Raw genomic sequence first — 15,700 nt, forward strand, 5'->3', positions numbered from 1 at the left:
CTGGACGCCGACACCCACGGCGGCCCGGGAGCAGCGCTGACCACCACCGAGCAGCACCGGCTGACTCTGCCCGTGCCCGCCCGCGTCGTCGTCCTGGCCTCCGGATCGGGGAGCCTGCTGCAGGCCCTGCTCAACGCGTGCGCCGGCGACGACTACCCGGCGCGCGTCGTCACCGTCGTCTCCGACCGCACCGCGGTCGGCGCGCTGGACCGCGCGACCGCCGCGGGCGTCGACACCGCCGTGGTGCCGCCCGCCGACCACGCCGACCGCTCCGCCTGGGACGCCGCGCTGGCCGAGACCGTCGCGGCCGCCGAGCCCGACCTCGTCGTGTCCGCGGGGTTCGCGCGGCTGCTCGGATCGGCCTTCCTGGCCCGGTTCGGCGGCCGCACGATCAACACGCACCCGACCCTGCTGCCGGCGTTCCCGGGGGCGCACCCGGTGCGCGACACCGTCGCCTACGGGGTGAAGGTCACCGGGGCGACCGTGCACCTGGTCGACGCCGGCGTGGACACCGGCCCGGTGCTGGCCCAGGAGGCCGTCACCGTGCTGCCCGACGACACCGAGGACGCGCTGCACGAGCGCATCAAGGTGGTGGAACGGCGGATGCTCGTCGAGACCGTGGCCGCGCTCGCCCGCCACGGCGCCACCGTCACCGGACGAGGAGTGAGGATGCCATGACCTCTGGGACCGCCACCGAGGCCCAGGCCGCCACCGGCGTCGAGGGCCGGCGCCCCATCCGCCGCGCCCTGGTCAGCGTGTTCGACAAGGCGGGCCTGCTCGACCTCGCCACCGGGCTGCACGCGGCCGGCGTCGAGGTCGTGTCCACCGGCTCCACGGCGAGCCGGATCCAGGACGCGGGCGTCCCGGTGACGCGGGTCGAGGAGGTCACCGGCTTCCCCGAGTGCCTCGACGGGCGCGTCAAGACGCTGCACCCGCGGGTGCACGCGGGCCTGCTCGCCGACATGCGCCTGCCCACCCACGCCGAGGCGCTCGAGTCGCTCGACATCGCGCCGTTCGACCTGCTCGTGGTGAACCTCTACCCGTTCACCCAGACCGTCGCCTCGGGTGCCTCGCCCGACGACTGCGTCGAGCAGATCGACATCGGCGGCCCCGCGATGATCCGCGCCGCCGCGAAGAACCACGAGTCGGTCTCGGTCGTCACCGACCCCGGGCGCTACGCGTGGGTCCTCGAGCAGGTCGCGGAGGGCGGGGTCACGCTGGCCGACCGGCGCGGCCTGGCCGCCGAGGCCTTCCGCCACACGGCGTCCTACGACGTCGCCGTCGCCTCGTGGATGGGCAACGTGCTCGCCCCCGACGCCGAGCCGGGCTCGCCGTTCCCCGGCTGGGTCGGCACCACGGCGCGGCGCCGCGCGGTGCTGCGCTACGGCGAGAACCCCCACCAGGCCGCCGCGCTCTACGGCGACCCGGAGGTCACCTCGGGCATCGCCGGCGCCACGCAGCTGCACGGCAAGGAGATGTCGTACAACAACTACGTCGACACCGACGCCGCCTGGCGCGCCGCGCACGACCACGACGGCGTCACCGTGGCGATCATCAAGCACGCCAACCCGTGCGGGATCGCCGTCGCGACGGGTGACGACGACGTGGCCGCCGTGCACCGCAAGGCCCACGCCTGCGACCCGACCAGCGCGTTCGGCGGCGTGATCGCCGCGAACACCGAGGTCAGTGTGGCCATGGCCGAGACCGTCTCGGAGATCTTCACCGAGGTGATCGTCGCGCCGTCCTACGCCGACGGCGCGGTCGAGGTGCTGGCGCGCAAGAAGAACATCCGCGTGCTCACCGCGACCTGGGCCCCGGCCCCGGTGGAGCAGCGCCCGATCTCCGGCGGCCTGCTCCTCCAGCAGCGCGACGCCGTCGACGCCCCGGGTGACGACCCGGCGAGCTGGACCCTGGCCTGCGGTGCGCCGGCGTCGGAGGCCCAGCTCGCGGACCTCGCCTTCGCCTGGCGGGCGTGCCGCGCGGTGAAGTCCAACGCGATCCTGCTGGCCCACGACGGCGCCACCGTCGGCGTCGGCATGGGCCAGGTCAACCGCGTCGACGCCGCCCGCCTCGCGGTGACCCGCGCCGGCGAGCGTGTGCGCGGCGCCGTGGCCGCCTCGGACGCGTTCTTCCCGTTCCCGGACGGCTTCGAGGTGCTCGCCGAGGCGGGCGTCGCCGCCGTCGTCCAGCCCGGCGGGTCGGTGCGCGACGAGCTGACGATCGAGGCGGCGCAGCAGGCCGGCGTGACGATGTACTTCACGGGCACCCGCCACTTCGCGCACTAGGAGAGACGTCAGCGGTGGGCCACCGCTGACACCCAGCGTCCGCAACGCCACACGCTCACGTGTCCGCCCACTGCTCGCGGAGCCAGTCGCCGGCCCGGGCCAGGGCGGCCGCGGCCTCCGGGTAGACGCCGACGCCGAGCTGGAAGAAGTGCTGCATCTGCGGCCAGACGTCCAGGGTCGCGGGCACGTCGGCCAGCGCCGCCGCGCGTGTGACGCCGAGGGCGTCGTCGAGCAGGACCTCGTGGCTGCCGACCTGCACCAGCAGCGGCGGCCAGGCCCGCGCGACGTCGGCGGGCGACGCGAGCACCGGGGAGACCGCCGGGTCGGTGGGGTCGTGACCGTCGAGGTACTGGCGCGCCATCCGCGTCAGGCTCTCGCGGCTGCACTCGAGGTCGACGTCGCGCCGGTCGGCGAACGACGGGGAGGCGCACCGCAGGTCCGCCCACGGCGACATGAGGTAGACCGCCGCCGGGCGCGGGAGCCCCGCGCGGGCGGCGGCGAGCAGCGTCTCGAGCACCAGCCCGCCCCCGGAGGACTCGCCGACCAGCACGAGCCGGTCCGCCGCCACACCCTGCTGCTCGAGCAGCCGGCGGGCGGCGCCGACCGCGGCGTCGACGTCCTGCGGGTAGGGGTGCTCGGGGGCCAGCGGGTAGTCCAGGAGCAGGACGCGGGCGTCGAGCGCGCGGGCGAGGTGGCCGGAGAACTTGTGGCGCGACGCCGGCGAGGTGATGACGTGCCCGCCGCCGAACAGGTAGAGCACCGTGCTGGTGGGGGCGCGGTCCGTGGCCTGGACCCACGTGCCCGCGACGCCGTCGGCGGGCTCGTAGGCGACGTGCTCGGGGGTCGCGGTGAGGTCCTCGGCGTGCTCGCCGGCCTCCCGCTGCGCCGTCAACGGCATCTCGGCCATGCGCGGGGCCTGGCGCAGCATGTCGGCGAAGCGCTCGGCCTCGGCACTGACCACGGTCGTCCTCCTCAGGCGGGTACGGGGTCGGCGGCGCGTCGGCGCGGCCACTGGCTGATCAGCGTCGCCACGCCGGCGACGAGCAGGAGGGCGGCGAGCGCCACGAGGGTGAGCGCGATGCCGGCGCTCGTCGGCGGGCGCGGGCCGACGGCCTCGATGACCGCGGTGGCGGCGACGACCCCGATCCCGCCGACGCAGATCAGCGCGGTGAGCATGACGCTGCTGCCCTCCGCGGAGCGCTGCGCCGGCAGGACGTTCTGCACCGCGAGCTGGCCCAGCCCGAAGCCCATGCCGGTGGTCAGCCCGCAGAGCCCGAGCGCGACGACGTAGAGCGGCAGCGGCCCGGCGAGTGCCAGCAGGACCAGCGCGGGCGTGCAGGCCAGCACCGAGACGGCCATGATCAGACCGGCGGGGATCTTCGTCGTCAGCCACCCGGACAGCGGCCCGCACGCGGCGAGCCCGACCGAGGACACGCAGAACGCCAGGCCGGCCGCGGCGGCGGGCAGGCCGCGCAGGGTCTGCAGGTCGATGGTGGCCGCGACGATGTAGGTCACCGCCCCGACGTTGGCCAGCGTCCCGGCCACGCAGAGCACGACGAACAGGCGGTTGCGCACGAGCGAGGGCCGCACGAGCGGCGCCGCGGCGTGGCGCTCGCGGATCGTGAAGGCGACGAGCAGCGCGACGCCGCCGAGCAGCGGGCCCCAGGTCGCGGGGGTGGTCCAGCCCTGGGCGGCGACGTCGTCGATGGCGACGCTGATCGCGACCAGCCCGCCGACGACGGTGACGACGCCCCACCAGTCCAGTCCGCGCAGGTCACGGCCCGCCTCCTCGTCGCGGGAGGACTGCAGGCGACGTCCACCCCAGAGCGCGAGCAGGGCGACCGGCACGTTGACGAGGAAGACCCAGCGCCAGCCGATCGTGGACGACAGCACGCCGCCGACGATCGGACCCAGGGCCGTGCCCACCCCGGCGATGCCCAGCAGGGCCCCGGTGACCTTCGGGCGGACCTGCTCGCTGGTCGCGTTGGTGACGAGGGCGAAGCTCGACGGCATGATCAGCGCGGCGCCGACGCCCTGCACGACGCGGGCGCCGATGAGCACCGGGATCGACGTCGCCAGCCCGCACACCAGCGAGCTCAGGCCGAACACCGCGATGCCGGCGAGCAGCACCTCGCGACGCCCGAGCATGTCCCCGAGCCGCCCGGCCGGGATGAGCAGCGCGCCGAGGGCGATCATGTAGCCGCTGATCAGCCACTGCAGATTCGTCACCGTCGAGCCCATCTCGACGGCGATCGTCGGCAGGGCGAGGCCCAGCGAGAAGAAGTCGAGCTGGATGCAGAACAGGCCCGCCGCCACGGGGAGGAACGGCAGCGTCGCACGCACCGTAGTCACTGGCGGGGCCATACGGGGCACAGTAGGCGGTCTCGTCGTGACCGTCATCACTCTGCGTCGGTCAAGTGCCCGTGAGTACCGGTGTTCGGGGGCGCTGCGCCACCTCGTCCTCGACGGATCGCGGCCGGGTGGCGCACGTTCAGCACGCGCCACCGGGCTCAGTCGGGGGTGTCGTAGGCCGGGCCGGCGAACTCGCCGCCGACGTAGCCGTCGGTGTCGGCGGTGCGGTCGCCGACCTCGGCGGCGAAGACCTCGGCGTCGTCCTGCGCGCGGTAGCCGATCTCGTGCGCGCCGGTCAGCGACCAGACCCGGCGGGTGTTCGCCGAGACGCCCCAGACGATGCGGAAGCCGGGGGAGCGGCAGGTCAGGGCGGCCTCGACGAGCCGGCCGCAGTCGTCGGGCGAGAGCCAGGTCGCGAGCGCGCGGGCGTTCGGCGGGGTGTCGCTGCAGGTGCCGATGCGCAGGCAGACGACGTCGAGCCCGTAGCGGTCGTGGTAGAGGCTGCCGAGCGCCTCGCCGGTCACCTTGCTCACGCCGTAGAAGGTGTCCGGGCGCATCGGGAGGTCGTCGGGCACGGGGTCGAGCGCGGGCCGGAACCCGGCGACGTGGTTGCTGCTGGCGAAGACCACGCGGGGCACGCCGGCCCGCCGCGCGGCCTCGAACGCGACGTAGGTGCCGTGGATGTTCGTGGCGAGGATGTGGTCCCACGCGGCCTCGCCGCTCTGGCCGCCGAGGTGGACGACGGCGTCGGCTCCCGTGCACGCCTCGACCATGGCGTCGAGGTCGGTGACGGATCCCGTGATCGCCTCCTCGTGCTGGCCGACGTCGTCCGGGGTGGTGATGTCGAGCAGCCGCAGCGTGCGCCCGGGGCGGGGGAGGCGGGCCCGGAGGTAGCCGCCGATCCGGCCGGCGGCGCCGGTGACGAGGACGGTCGTCATGGGAGACGGAGCGGAGCGGAGCTCGACCGGTGTCATGGGACTCCTTCGTTCTCGGGACTCGTTCTCGTGACCTCACCCGCAGGGCTCGGCGGCTGTCGGGGGTGTGGGTTAGCGTTCTCGGTGTTCGAACACGTGTTCGAGGAGGGCGCTCATGGGTGGTGCGTCGTCGTTGCTCGACGAGCAGGGTTCCCCGTCGCGGCGGTGGGCCGACCTCGGGCTGGTGCGGGCCTCGGAGCTGCGGGGCCGGGGGTCCGGTCGGCGCGCCCCGGTGCCGGCGGGCCCGGAGGAGCCGGTGGAGGTGGAGGAGCCGGTCGCCGAGCCGCCCCGCGTGGACCGCGAGGGCAGTGCGGTGCTGCCGGTGGCGGCGCCGCTGGCGGGCCTGCTGCCCGACGGCGGGTTGCGGCGCGGGTCGACGGTCGCGGTGGCCGGGTCGACGTCGTTGCTGCTCGCGGTGCTGGCCGAGGCCTCGCGGGCCGGGTCCTGGTGCGCGGTGGTGGGGCTGCCCGACCTCGGGGTGCAGGCCGCGGCGGAGGCGGGGCTCGACCTGGCGCGCACGGCGCTGGTGCCGCGGCCCGGGCCGCGTCCGGCGGCGGTGGTGGCGGCGCTGGTCGACGGGGTCGACGTGGTCGTGCTCGACACCACGCTGCCCGGCGTGCGCTGGCCCGCGGGCGAGCGGCAGCGGCTCGGCGCCCGGGTCCGCCAGAAGGGGGCGGTGCTGGTGCCGGTCGGCGCGCCGGGCAGCTGGCCGGGGGCCGAGGTCGAGCTGCGGGCGCAGGGCAGCGCCTGGGCCGGGCTCGGCGGCGACGGCGCGGGACGCCTGCGCTCGCGGCGGGTGCGGGTGCGCTCCGCCGCCCGGGGCCGGCCGGGCGAGCAGGAGGAGCCGCTGCTGCTGCCCGGGCCGGCCGGGACGTGCCTGCCGGACGGGGAGCTGCCGGTCGGGGCGCCGCTGACGGGCCCGCCGCGGCCCGTGCCGGAGTCGGAGCCGGCGCCGGTGCGGATCGGGGTGGCGGGGTGAGCGCGCCGGCGCGGGTGCTCGCGCTCTGGTGTCCGGACTGGCCGGTGGTGGCCGCCGCCGCCGAGGCGGGGCTGCCGCCCGCACGGCCCGCGGCGGTCCTCGCGTCCCACCGGGTGGTGGCCTGTTCGGCGACGGCGCGGGCGCAGGGGATCCGGCGCGGGCTGCGACGGCGCGAGGCCCAGGCCCGCTGCCCGGACCTCGCCGTGCTCGCCCGCGATCCCGAGCGCGACGCCCGCTGCTTCGAGCCGGTCGCGGCGGCGGTCGAGGAGCTCGCGCCGGGGGTCGAGGTGGTGCGCCCCGGGCTTGTCGCGCTCTCGGCGCGGGGGCCGGCGCGGTACTTCGGCGGCGAGGAGGTCGTGGCCGAGCGCCTGGTCGACCACGTGGCCGGGCGCACCCGTGTCGAGTGCCAGGTGGGCGTGGCCGACGGGCTGTTCGCGGCGGGCCTCGCCGCCCGCCGCTCGCTGCTGGTGCCGCCCGGCGGGAGCCCGGCGTTCCTGGCGCCGCTGCCGGTCACCGAGCTCGAGCTCGAACCGGGCGTCGAGCCCGACACCGCCGGTGCCGACGACGACGCGAGCGCCATCCGCGCGGAGCTGATCGGCCTGCTGCGCCGGCTCGGGCTCACCACGCTGGGCGCCTTCGCCGACCTGTCGGCCACCGACGTGGCGTCGCGGTTCGACGCGGCCGCGGTCCGGGCCCACCGGCTGGCCCGCGGGCTGGGCGAGCGCCCGCCCTCGCGGCGCCGGATCCCCGACGAGCTCACCGTCGAGCTCCCGCTCGATCCCCCGGTCGACCGGGTCGACGCCGCCGCCTTCGCCGCCCGCTCGCTGTCCGAGCGGCTGCACGAGGCGCTGGGCCGGGCGGGGCTGGCGTGCACGCGTCTCGGCGTGCAGGCGCGCACCACCGAGGGCGACGAGCTCGCCCGGGTCTGGCGCTGCGCCGAGCCGCTGACCCCGCACGGCACCGCCGATCGCGTGCGCTGGCAGCTCGAGGGCTGGCTGTCGCGGCGAGGCGGGAGCAGTCGCGACGGCGGGCTCACGGTGCTGCGCCTGGTCCCCGAGGAGGTCGTCGACGCCGGGCGGCTGCAGCTCGGGCTCTGGGGTGAGGTCGGCGTGGCCGACGAGCGGGCCGGGCGCGCGCTGGTGCGCGTGCAGGGCCTGCTCGGTCCCGAGGAGGTGCTCACCGGGGTGTCCGACGGCGGCCGCGGTCCCGGCGAGCGGATCCGGCTGGTGCCCTGGGGCGACGAGCGGGCGGCCGGCGACGCGGGAGCACCCTGGCCGGGGGCCCTCCCGGCGCCCTCGCCGGCGCGGGTGCCGCCCGAGCCGCTGCCCGCGCGGGTGCTCGACGCCGGGGGCGCGCCGGTGCGCCGCGCCTCCCGCGGCCGGCTGACGGCCCCGCCCGCCCACGTGGCGCTCGGCACCGACCCGTCGGCCCCCACCGCGCCGGTCCGGGCGTGGGGCGGGCCGTGGCCCGATCCCGGCCGCTGGTGGGACCCGCGGGCGGTGGCCGGCGGCGCCCTGCGGGTCCAGGTCGTGTGCAGCACCGACGCCGACGAGATCGCCGCCGGCCGCGACCCCGAACCCGATCCGGCGGCCGACCTCGCCCCCGACCCGGTCGCCTCCGGCGCCGACGCGGTCGGGCGGGCCCTGCTCCTGGTCCACCGCGACGGCCGCTGGGCGGTGGAGGGCATCTACGACTAGCTAGTCGAGCACCGCCGTGGCCTCCAGCTCGACGAGGACGTCCGGCTCGAACAGGTACTCGACACCGATCAGCGAGGCCGGCGGCAGGGGCGTCGGCAGCCCGATCTCCGCGGCGACCTCCTCGACGCCCGCCATGAAGTCGCCGATCTTCTCGGGCGACCAGGCGGTGACGTAGAAGGTCAGCCGCACCACGTCGTCGAACGTCGCGCCCGCCCCGGCGAGGCCGGTCGCGGTGTTGCGCAGCACCTGGGCGACCTGTCCGGCGAGGTCGCCCGGCGCGACCGGCGTCGCGTCGGCGGTGCGGGCGATCTGGCCGCTGACGTGCACCTGGTGCGTCCCCGTGCCGACGGCGACGTGGTGGTACGGGGCGGGCTGCATGAGGCCCTCGGGGGTGAAGCGCTGGACGGTCACGGGTTCCTCTTCGGCTGTCGGACGTCAGGGATACCGGTGATACCTGGTCACCTCAAGACACTTCAACGAGACTAGGTGTCGTGCCGGAAACCGAGCTCGTCGTCGCCGCGCCCCACCGCGAGCTGCTCGACCAGGTGCTGAACAAGTGGTCGCTCGCGATCCTCAACGAGCTCTGCGAGCGGCCCTGCCGCTTCAACGACCTGCGGCGCGCGATCCCGGCGGTCACGCAGAAGTCGCTCACGGCCACCCTCCGGCGCCTCGAGCGCAACGGGATCGTCGAGCGCGTCGTGGTCAGCTCGCGGCCGGTCGCCGTCGAGTACCGGATCACCCCGCTGGGCAAGACGCTGCGCCACCCGGTCGACGTCCTCCTGGAGTGGGCGGCGGCCCACATGCCCGCGATCGAGCAGGCTCGCGCGCGGTTCGACGAGGCCTGAGCGGAGATCACGGGCGTCGGAGTGCACGCGATCGCGCCCGTCACGTGCATGACGTCGCCCTTGATCACGTGGCCCGGGCAAGATCGCTCCCGGTGCTCCGCCGACCCGATGTCACGGGGTGGACGGAGCACCTGGGCGGATCATGGACGGCGCCGCGTAGCCGTTGGGGGCGAGCGGCACCCTCGGCATGCCGGCGCGCTGTTCGATCATGCGCACCGTGCCGCTCGCGGAGCGAGGAGGCGTGCCGGCGGCCGCGCGCCGCCCCACCGGCACGCTCCGCAGGTCCCGAGGCCTCTCGATCATGCGCACCGTGCCGGTCGCGGACGGCCTGTCCGCTGTCGGGCCCGTCGTCTATCGTGTCGAACACGTGTTCGATAGATGGCTCCGGAGGTGCGGATGGGGTGGGGCAACCCGCCGGTGAGCTGGTCGGAGATGGAGCGCCTGCTGGCGGGGCGCCCGGCCGACGGGCCCAGTCTGCAGGGGCGGGGCAACGGGACGCGGAAGGCCGTCCAGGGGGACGCGAAGGTCCGGCCGGAGGGAGACGCGGCGGAGCGGAGCTCGACCCGTCGGGGGGAGGAGCCGCACGAGGGGCACTGGCCCCCGGACGACTTCGTCCGCGATCCCCTGGCCTTCGACGACGGCGACCGTGTCGACGGCCCCGGCACCATCCGCGCGCCGCGCGACGAGCACTTCCCCGGCGACGGGGGCGACAGCCCGGCGTGGAGCCGGCACCGGATGCCCTACCGCCCGCCGACCGGGACGCGGTCCACCGGCGTCACCGTCCCGTACGCCGAGCTGCACGTGCACTCCAACTTCAGCTTCCTCGACGGCGCGTCGCACCCGGAGGAGCTGGTCGAGGAGGCGGCGCGCCTGGGGCTCGAGGCGATCGCGCTGACCGACCACGACGGCATGTACGGGGTGGTGCGCTTCGCCGAGGCGGCGCAGGAGCTGGGGGTCCCGACGGTCTACGGCGCCGAGCTCTCGCTGGGCCTGTCCGCCCCGCAGAACGGCGTGCCCGACCCGGAGGGCGACCACCTGCTGGTCCTCGCCCGCGACCCGGACGGCTACCGGGCGATCTCGCGGGCGATCACCGAGGGGCAGATGCACACCCACGGCGAGAAGGGCCGCCCGGTGTACGACCCCGAGCGCGTCGCGTCGACGCTCGGGGGGCACGTGCAGGTGCTGACGGGGTGCCGCAAGGGGTCGGTCCGCCGGGCGCTCGCGACGGGCGGGGCGGAGGCGGCGGCCCGCGAGATCGAGCGGCTCGTCGCGCTGTTCGGGGCCGAGAACGTCGCCGTCGAGCTCACCGACCAGGGCCTCCCGGACGACACCGAGCGCAACGCGGCGCTGGCCGAGATCGCCGACCGGGCCGACCGCGGCCGGGGTCTGCGCACCGTGGCCACCACCGGCGCCCACTACGCGACGCCCGACCGCGCGCGGCTCGCGGCGGCGCTCGGGGCGGTGCGGGCACGGCGCAGCCTCGACGACGCGGAGGGCTGGCTGCCGCCGGGCCCGTCGCACCTGCGCTCGGGGGCGGAGATGGCGCAGCGGTTCGCGCGCCACCCGCAGGCCGTCGCGCACGCCGCGGCGCTGGGCCGCGAGTGCGCGTTCGGCCTGGAGCTGCTCGCACCCGAGCTGCCGCCGTTCGCGGTGCCCGAGGGCGAGACCGAGGCGAGCTGGCTGCGCCGCCTGACGTGGCTGGGGGCGGGGGTGCGCTACGGCGACCGGCTGCGCTCGCCGCGGGCGTACGAGGTGATCGACCACGAGCTGGACGTCATCGAGCGGCAGGGCTTCCCCGGCTACTTCCTCATCGTCGCCGACATCGTGAAGTTCTGCGACGACCACGACATCTACTGCCAGGGCCGGGGGTCGGCGGCCAACTCGGCGGTCTGCTTCGCGCTGGGCATCACCCACGTCGACGCCGTACAGATGGGCCTGCTCTTCGAGCGCTTCCTCTCCCCGGAGCGCGACGGCTACCCCGACATCGACCTCGACATCGAGTCCGACCGCCGCGAGGAGGCCATCCAGTACGTCTACGCGCGCTACGGGCGCGACCGCGCCGCGCAGGTCGCCAACGTCATCACCTACCGGCCGCGCTCGGCGGTGCGCGACGCCGCCCGCGCGCTGGGGTTCTCGCAGGGCCAGCAGGACGCGTGGAGCAAGCAGATCGACCGCTGGGGCCCGGGCGCCGAGCTCGCGGGGCAGGTGCCCGAGATGCCGCCGGCGGTGGCGTCGCTCGCCGAGCAGATCGCGGGCTTCCCGCGCCACCTGGGGATCCACTCCGGCGGCATGGTCATCTGCGACCGCCCGGTCGACCAGGTGGTGCCCGTGGAGTGGGGGCGGATGCCGGGGCGCAGCGTCATCCAGTGGGACAAGGACGACGCGGCGGCGGTCGGGCTGGTCAAGTTCGACCTGCTGGGGCTCGGGATGCTCTCGGTGCTGCACTACGCCGCCGACCTGGTCGCCGAGCACCACGGGGTGCGCGTGAAGCTCCACGACCTGCAGCCGGTGGACGAGAACGTGTTCGCCATGCTCGCCGAGGGCGACTCGGTGGGCGTGTTCCAGGTCGAGTCCCGCGCCCAGATGGCGACGCTGCCGCGGCTGCGGCCCCGCGAGTTCTACGACCTGGTGGTCGAGGTCGCCCTCATCCGCCCCGGGCCCATCCAGGGCGGGTCGGTGCACCCCTACATCCGGCGGCGCAACGGGCTCGAGCGCGTCGTCTACGACCACCCGCTCTGCGAGCCCGCGCTGGCGAAGACCCTCGGGGTGCCGCTGTTCCAGGAGCAGCTCATGCAGCTCGCGGTGGACGTCGCCGGCTTCTCCGCCGCCGAGGCCGACGAGCTGCGCCGCGCCCTGTCGGCCAAGCGCTCCACCGAGCGGATCGAGCGGATGCGCACGCGGTTCTACGAGGGCATGGAGGCCAACGGGATCACCGGGGACCTCGCGGACACGATCTTCACCAAGACGAAGGCGTTCGCCAACTTCGGCTTCCCCGAGAGCCACTCGATCAGCTTCGCGTCGCTGGTCTACGTCAGCGCCTGGTACAAGCTCTACTACCCGGCCGCCTTCTGCGCGGCGCTGCTGCGGGCCCAGCCGATGGGCTTCTACTCGCCCCAGTCGCTCACCGCCGACGCCCGCCGCCACGGGGCGGTGGTGCTGGGTCCCGACGTGCAGGTCGCCGCGGACACCCCGGGCCTCGAACCCCACGAGGGCAGCGCCGGCGGGGTCGCCGTGCGGCTGGGGCTCGCCGACGTGCGCGGGCTGGGCGACGAGGTGGCCGCGCGCATCGTGGCCGAGCGCGACGCCCGCGGGGCCTACCGCGGCGTCGCCGACCTCGCCCGCCGCGCCGAGCTGACCACCGCCCACGTCGAGGCCCTCGCGACGGCCGGGGCGCTGGGATGCTTCGGGCTCGACCGCCGCGAGGCGCTGTGGGCCGCCGGCGCGGCCGCCGCCGGGGTCGGGGTGGTGCGCGACGGCGTGCGCCACGACCGCCTGCCCGACACCGCGGTGGGTCTCGAGGCCCCGGCGCTGCCCGGCATGAGCGCGGTCGAGCTCACCGTCGCCGACGTCTGGGCCACCGGCCTGACCCCCGACAGCCACCCGGTGACCCACCTGCGCGCGGCCCTCGACGAGCGCGGCGCGTTCTCGGTGGCCGGGGTGGCGGGCGTGCCCGAGGGGGAGCGCATCGAGGTCGGCGGGGTCGTCACCCACCGCCAGCGACCCGCGACCGCGGGCGGCACGACCTTCCTCAACCTCGAGGACGAGACCGGCATGCTCAACGTGGTCTGCTCCGAAGGCCTCTGGGCGCGCCACCGCGTGGTGGCCCGCACCAGCGCCGCGCTCGTGATCCGCGGCCGCGTCGAGCGGGCCCACGACGCGCCCACCGTGATCAACCTCGTCGCCGACCGCGTCGAACGCCTCGAGCTGCGGGTGCCGTCCAGCTCGCGGGACTTCCGGTGACCGAGAGAGACAGCGAGGGACGCCCCCGCTGCGTCCGGCGCAGCGAAGGCGTCCCTCGATCCCCTCGGGGCGGGTCAGCCGCCGATGATCGGCTTGCCCATCGGCATCGGCTTGCCGCCCGTCGCCTGGCCCAGGGCGTCCAGGAACATGTAGACGCCGACGAGGGCGAAGGCGAACACCACGATGCCGCCGAGGAACAGCAGCCCGGTCGAGCCGCTCGAGGTCCCCAGCAGCACGATCAGCAGGGCGGCGTCGATGAGCACGAACAGCACGGTGAACACCGACGGCAGGCGCAGCGACGCGATCGTCAGCACCACGACGCCGATCAGCCACGTGAGCAGGAACGTCTCCTGCGCACCCGTGGCCACGGCGGTGTCGGTGGAGGTCGGCCCGAACCAGTCGGCGCCCAGCGAGGTCGCCAGCACGGCGAAGCTCAGCCAGAACCCCGTGAAGATGCCGAAGATCGATGCCGCCGCGCCGTTGCCCGTGCGTGCCGCCCAGACGGTGGCCACGAGCTGGCCGATGCCCGTGCACATGAACAGGATCGGCAGCATGCCCACGAGGGCCGTGCTCGCGGCGCCCGTGAACCCGATCAGGTACAGCCCGAGTGCCACCGACCCGATGACGAAGGTCGGCACCCCGACCAGTGCCGGGTTGGCGCCTGCCGCCGCGGCCGCCTCCGCGGCGGCGGTGTCGGTCGCGGCGTGCGCGCCCCCGGCGTCGGCGGACTGCTCGTCGATCGTGGTCATCCCCACTCCTTCACGTGTCCGACCGGCATCCACGCGTCGGGTCTCGCCCCCTTGCGCTACACGGCGCAACGGCGTGAATCCGGTGTGAAACCAAGTGTGGTGTGGGACACGCCTCATGCGTCACCGGACGAATGGAGGGGGACGAACGGAGGGGGGACCTCTCCATCCGCATCGTGAACCGATCCAGGGCATGCTGCCTCTATGGGCGCACGGCGGGTTGACGCACGGGTGCTGCGCGAGGCCGCGCGAGGAGTACTCGGCGGCGCCGTGGGCACCGGGGCCATGGGCCTCGCGGCCCATCTTCGCCGTCGGCGCTACGTCCGCCGGCACGGGGTCACCCCCGAGGACGCCGGCGAGATCCTCGACTACGACGACAGCGACCACGTCGTCGTCGCCGCGTCGACGCTCCTGCGCCACGTGATCGGGTGGGCGCCCCGGTCGCCGGAGGGGCGGCGGGCCCTGTTCTGGCTGGTGCACTGGGGCTACGGGTCGGCGGTCGGCGCCGCCCACGTCGCCCTGCAGCACGCCCTGCGGCGCGAACCCGCTGCCGCGCTGACGTTCTTCGCCGGCTCCCAGGTGATGGCGCTCGCCCTGTTCCCGGTGCTCGGGGAGACGCCGCCGCCGTGGCGCTGGGAGCGTCGCCTGCTCGTGACGAGCTTCGTCCAGCACGCGATCTACGCCGGCGGCGTCGCCGCGACCGACACCGCGACCGCCCGGCTCGGCCGCCCCGCCCGCTGACGCCTGCCCCGCCCGCTGACGCTGCGAACGTGGCGTTCGCTGCGTCACAGCGCGTATCGGTCCCGGCGCGGACGGTGCCGACGCGCGCTAGGTTCCCGTGACCGTGGCTGCACCCTCCTCGCGCACGGCGCTCGGCCTGGCCGGGGCGTTCGTCACCGGGGCGTTCATCGTCGCGCAGGCCCGGGTCAACGCCGAGCTGGGCACCGAGCTCGGCAACGGGCTGGTGGCCGCGGCCCTCTCCTTCGGGCTCGGCCTGGTCCTGCTGCTCGTGCTCCTGGCCCTGCTGCCCGCCGGGCGGCGCGGGCTGGGGCGGGTCGGCGCGGCCCGGCGCCGCGGGCGGCTGCGCACCTGGCAGCTGCTCGGCGGACTCGGCGGCGCGCTGCTCGTCGCCGGCCAGGGCCTGACCGCGCACGTGCTGGGCACCGCGCTGTTCACCATCGCCGTCGTCGCCGGCCAGTCCAGCGGCGGACTCGCCGTCGACCGCGCCGGGCTCGGCCCCGCCGGACCGCAGGCGACGACGCCGCCGCGCATCGCCGGCGCGGTGCTCATGCTGGGCGCGGTGGTGCTCTCGGTGGCCCCGTCGCTGCGCACCGACGCCCCGGTCGCCCTCGCGCTGCTCCCGCTCGCGGCGGGGCTCGCCGTCGCCGTGCAGCAGGCCCTCAACGGGCGCGTCGCGGCCGCCGCGGGCGGGTCGTCGCGGGACGAGGGCGACTCCGTGGTGGCCTCGGTGCTCCCCGCCGCGACGGTCAACTTCGTCGTCGGGTTCACGGCCCTGGTGGTCGCCGCGGTCGTCGCGGTGCTCCTGCTCGGCCCGCCGAACCCCCTGCCGACGGCCTGGTACCTCTACCTCGGCGGCCCGTTCGGCGCGCTCTTCATCGGGCTCGGGGCGTGGGTCGTCGGGCAGGTCGGCGTGCTGCTGCTCTCGCTCGGCGCGGTCGCCGGGCAGGTCGTCGGCGCGCTGGTGCTCGACCTCGTGCTGCCCTCGGCCGCCGGCACCCCGGGTCTCACCACGGTGCTCGGGGCGCTGCTCACCCTCGTCGCCGCGGGGGTCGCGTCGGCGCCGTGGCCGCTGCGGCGGTCAGCTGCACGGGACGCGGGGTCCGACCTGCCATCATGAGGGT

At 75.8% G+C, this 15,700-nt stretch carries 13 protein-coding genes; 8 read left to right on the forward strand and 5 right to left on the reverse strand.

Annotated features, from left to right (window positions below; all coding sequences use genetic code 11):
* The first annotated feature begins 60 nt into the window (after positions 1-60).
* Positions 61-678, forward strand: a complete 618-nt coding sequence (gene purN / locus WCD58_RS13715) for a phosphoribosylglycinamide formyltransferase (protein ID WP_337703907.1) — start codon at positions 61-63, stop codon at positions 676-678.
* Positions 675-2,285, forward strand: a complete 1,611-nt coding sequence (gene purH / locus WCD58_RS13720; protein WP_337703602.1) for a bifunctional phosphoribosylaminoimidazolecarboxamide formyltransferase/IMP cyclohydrolase — start codon at positions 675-677, stop codon at positions 2,283-2,285. Before purN ends, purH begins: the two co-directional genes overlap by 4 nt.
* A gap of 55 nt (positions 2,286-2,340) precedes the next feature.
* Here the strand turns inward: purH and WCD58_RS13725 are convergent, their stop codons facing one another.
* The 3 genes from WCD58_RS13725 to WCD58_RS13735 form a co-directional block, all read right to left on the reverse strand.
* Entirely contained in the window at positions 2,341-3,246 is a 906-nt protein-coding gene (locus WCD58_RS13725; protein ID WP_337703603.1) for an alpha/beta hydrolase, read from the reverse strand.
* Between the two features lie 11 nt (positions 3,247-3,257).
* The gene (locus tag WCD58_RS13730) at positions 3,258-4,637 is read right to left on the reverse strand and encodes an MFS transporter (RefSeq protein WP_337703604.1); all 1,380 of its coding nucleotides are present in this window, start codon (positions 4,635-4,637) and stop codon (positions 3,258-3,260) included.
* A gap of 158 nt (positions 4,638-4,795) precedes the next feature.
* Entirely contained in the window at positions 4,796-5,575 is a 780-nt protein-coding gene (locus WCD58_RS13735; protein ID WP_337703605.1) for an NAD-dependent epimerase/dehydratase family protein, read from the reverse strand.
* A 151-nt stretch (positions 5,576-5,726) separates the two neighbouring features.
* On the opposite strand from WCD58_RS13735, the gene imuA' reads away from it, so the two are divergent.
* Positions 5,727-6,590, forward strand: coding sequence for a DnaE2-dependent mutagenesis accessory factor ImuA' (gene imuA', locus WCD58_RS13740; RefSeq protein WP_337703606.1), 864 nt, complete (start codon positions 5,727-5,729; stop codon positions 6,588-6,590).
* A complete protein-coding gene (locus WCD58_RS13745; protein WP_337703607.1) occupies positions 6,587-8,287 on the forward strand; it encodes a DNA polymerase Y family protein in 1,701 nt (566 codons plus the stop codon). Before imuA' ends, WCD58_RS13745 begins: the two co-directional genes overlap by 4 nt.
* On the opposite strand, the gene WCD58_RS13750 is transcribed toward WCD58_RS13745, so the two are convergent.
* Complete coding sequence (locus WCD58_RS13750; protein ID WP_337703608.1) at positions 8,288-8,698, reverse strand: RidA family protein; 411 nt, start codon at positions 8,696-8,698, stop codon at positions 8,288-8,290.
* Between the two features lie 80 nt (positions 8,699-8,778).
* Here WCD58_RS13750 and WCD58_RS13755 point away from each other — a divergent pair, with 80 nt between their 5' ends.
* Together WCD58_RS13755 and WCD58_RS13760 are read left to right on the forward strand one after the other, a co-directional pair.
* Complete coding sequence (locus tag WCD58_RS13755; RefSeq protein ID WP_337703609.1) at positions 8,779-9,132, forward strand: winged helix-turn-helix transcriptional regulator; 354 nt, start codon at positions 8,779-8,781, stop codon at positions 9,130-9,132.
* Between the two features lie 396 nt (positions 9,133-9,528).
* Positions 9,529-13,092 carry an error-prone DNA polymerase gene (locus WCD58_RS13760; protein WP_373696229.1) on the forward strand — a complete coding sequence of 1,188 codons (3,564 nt, stop codon included), beginning with the start codon at positions 9,529-9,531 and terminating at the stop codon, positions 13,090-13,092.
* A gap of 74 nt (positions 13,093-13,166) precedes the next feature.
* Here the strand turns inward: WCD58_RS13760 and WCD58_RS13765 are convergent, their stop codons facing one another.
* The gene (locus tag WCD58_RS13765) at positions 13,167-13,841 is read right to left on the reverse strand and encodes a GPR1/FUN34/YaaH family transporter (RefSeq protein WP_337703611.1); all 675 of its coding nucleotides are present in this window, start codon (positions 13,839-13,841) and stop codon (positions 13,167-13,169) included.
* 267 nt (positions 13,842-14,108) lie between these two features.
* Here WCD58_RS13765 and WCD58_RS13770 point away from each other — a divergent pair, with 267 nt between their 5' ends.
* Entirely contained in the window at positions 14,109-14,579 is a 471-nt protein-coding gene (locus WCD58_RS13770; RefSeq protein ID WP_337703612.1) for a hypothetical protein, read from the forward strand.
* A 103-nt stretch (positions 14,580-14,682) separates the two neighbouring features.
* Entirely contained in the window at positions 14,683-15,696 is a 1,014-nt protein-coding gene (locus WCD58_RS13775; RefSeq protein WP_337703613.1) for a DMT family transporter, read from the forward strand.
* The last annotated feature ends 4 nt before the right edge of the window (positions 15,697-15,700 follow it).

It is taken from the genome of Actinomycetospora flava (genome assembly GCF_037400335.1).
Classification (GTDB): Bacteria; Actinomycetota; Actinomycetes; order Mycobacteriales; family Pseudonocardiaceae; genus Actinomycetospora; species Actinomycetospora flava.

Bases quoted from the DNA above. Each gene is read 5' to 3' on its own strand.
- purH (WP_337703602.1), top strand. From the start codon at position 675: ATGACCTCTGGGACCGCCACCGAGGCCCAGGCCGCCACCGGCGTCGAG.
- WCD58_RS13735 (WP_337703605.1), bottom strand. From the start codon at position 5,575: ATGACGACCGTCCTCGTCACCGGCGCCGCCGGCCGGATCGGCGGCTAC.
- imuA' (WP_337703606.1), top strand. From the start codon at position 5,727: ATGGGTGGTGCGTCGTCGTTGCTCGACGAGCAGGGTTCCCCGTCGCGG.
- WCD58_RS13760 (WP_373696229.1), top strand. From the start codon at position 9,529: ATGGGGTGGGGCAACCCGCCGGTGAGCTGGTCGGAGATGGAGCGCCTG.
- WCD58_RS13765 (WP_337703611.1), bottom strand. From the start codon at position 13,841: ATGACCACGATCGACGAGCAGTCCGCCGACGCCGGGGGCGCGCACGCC.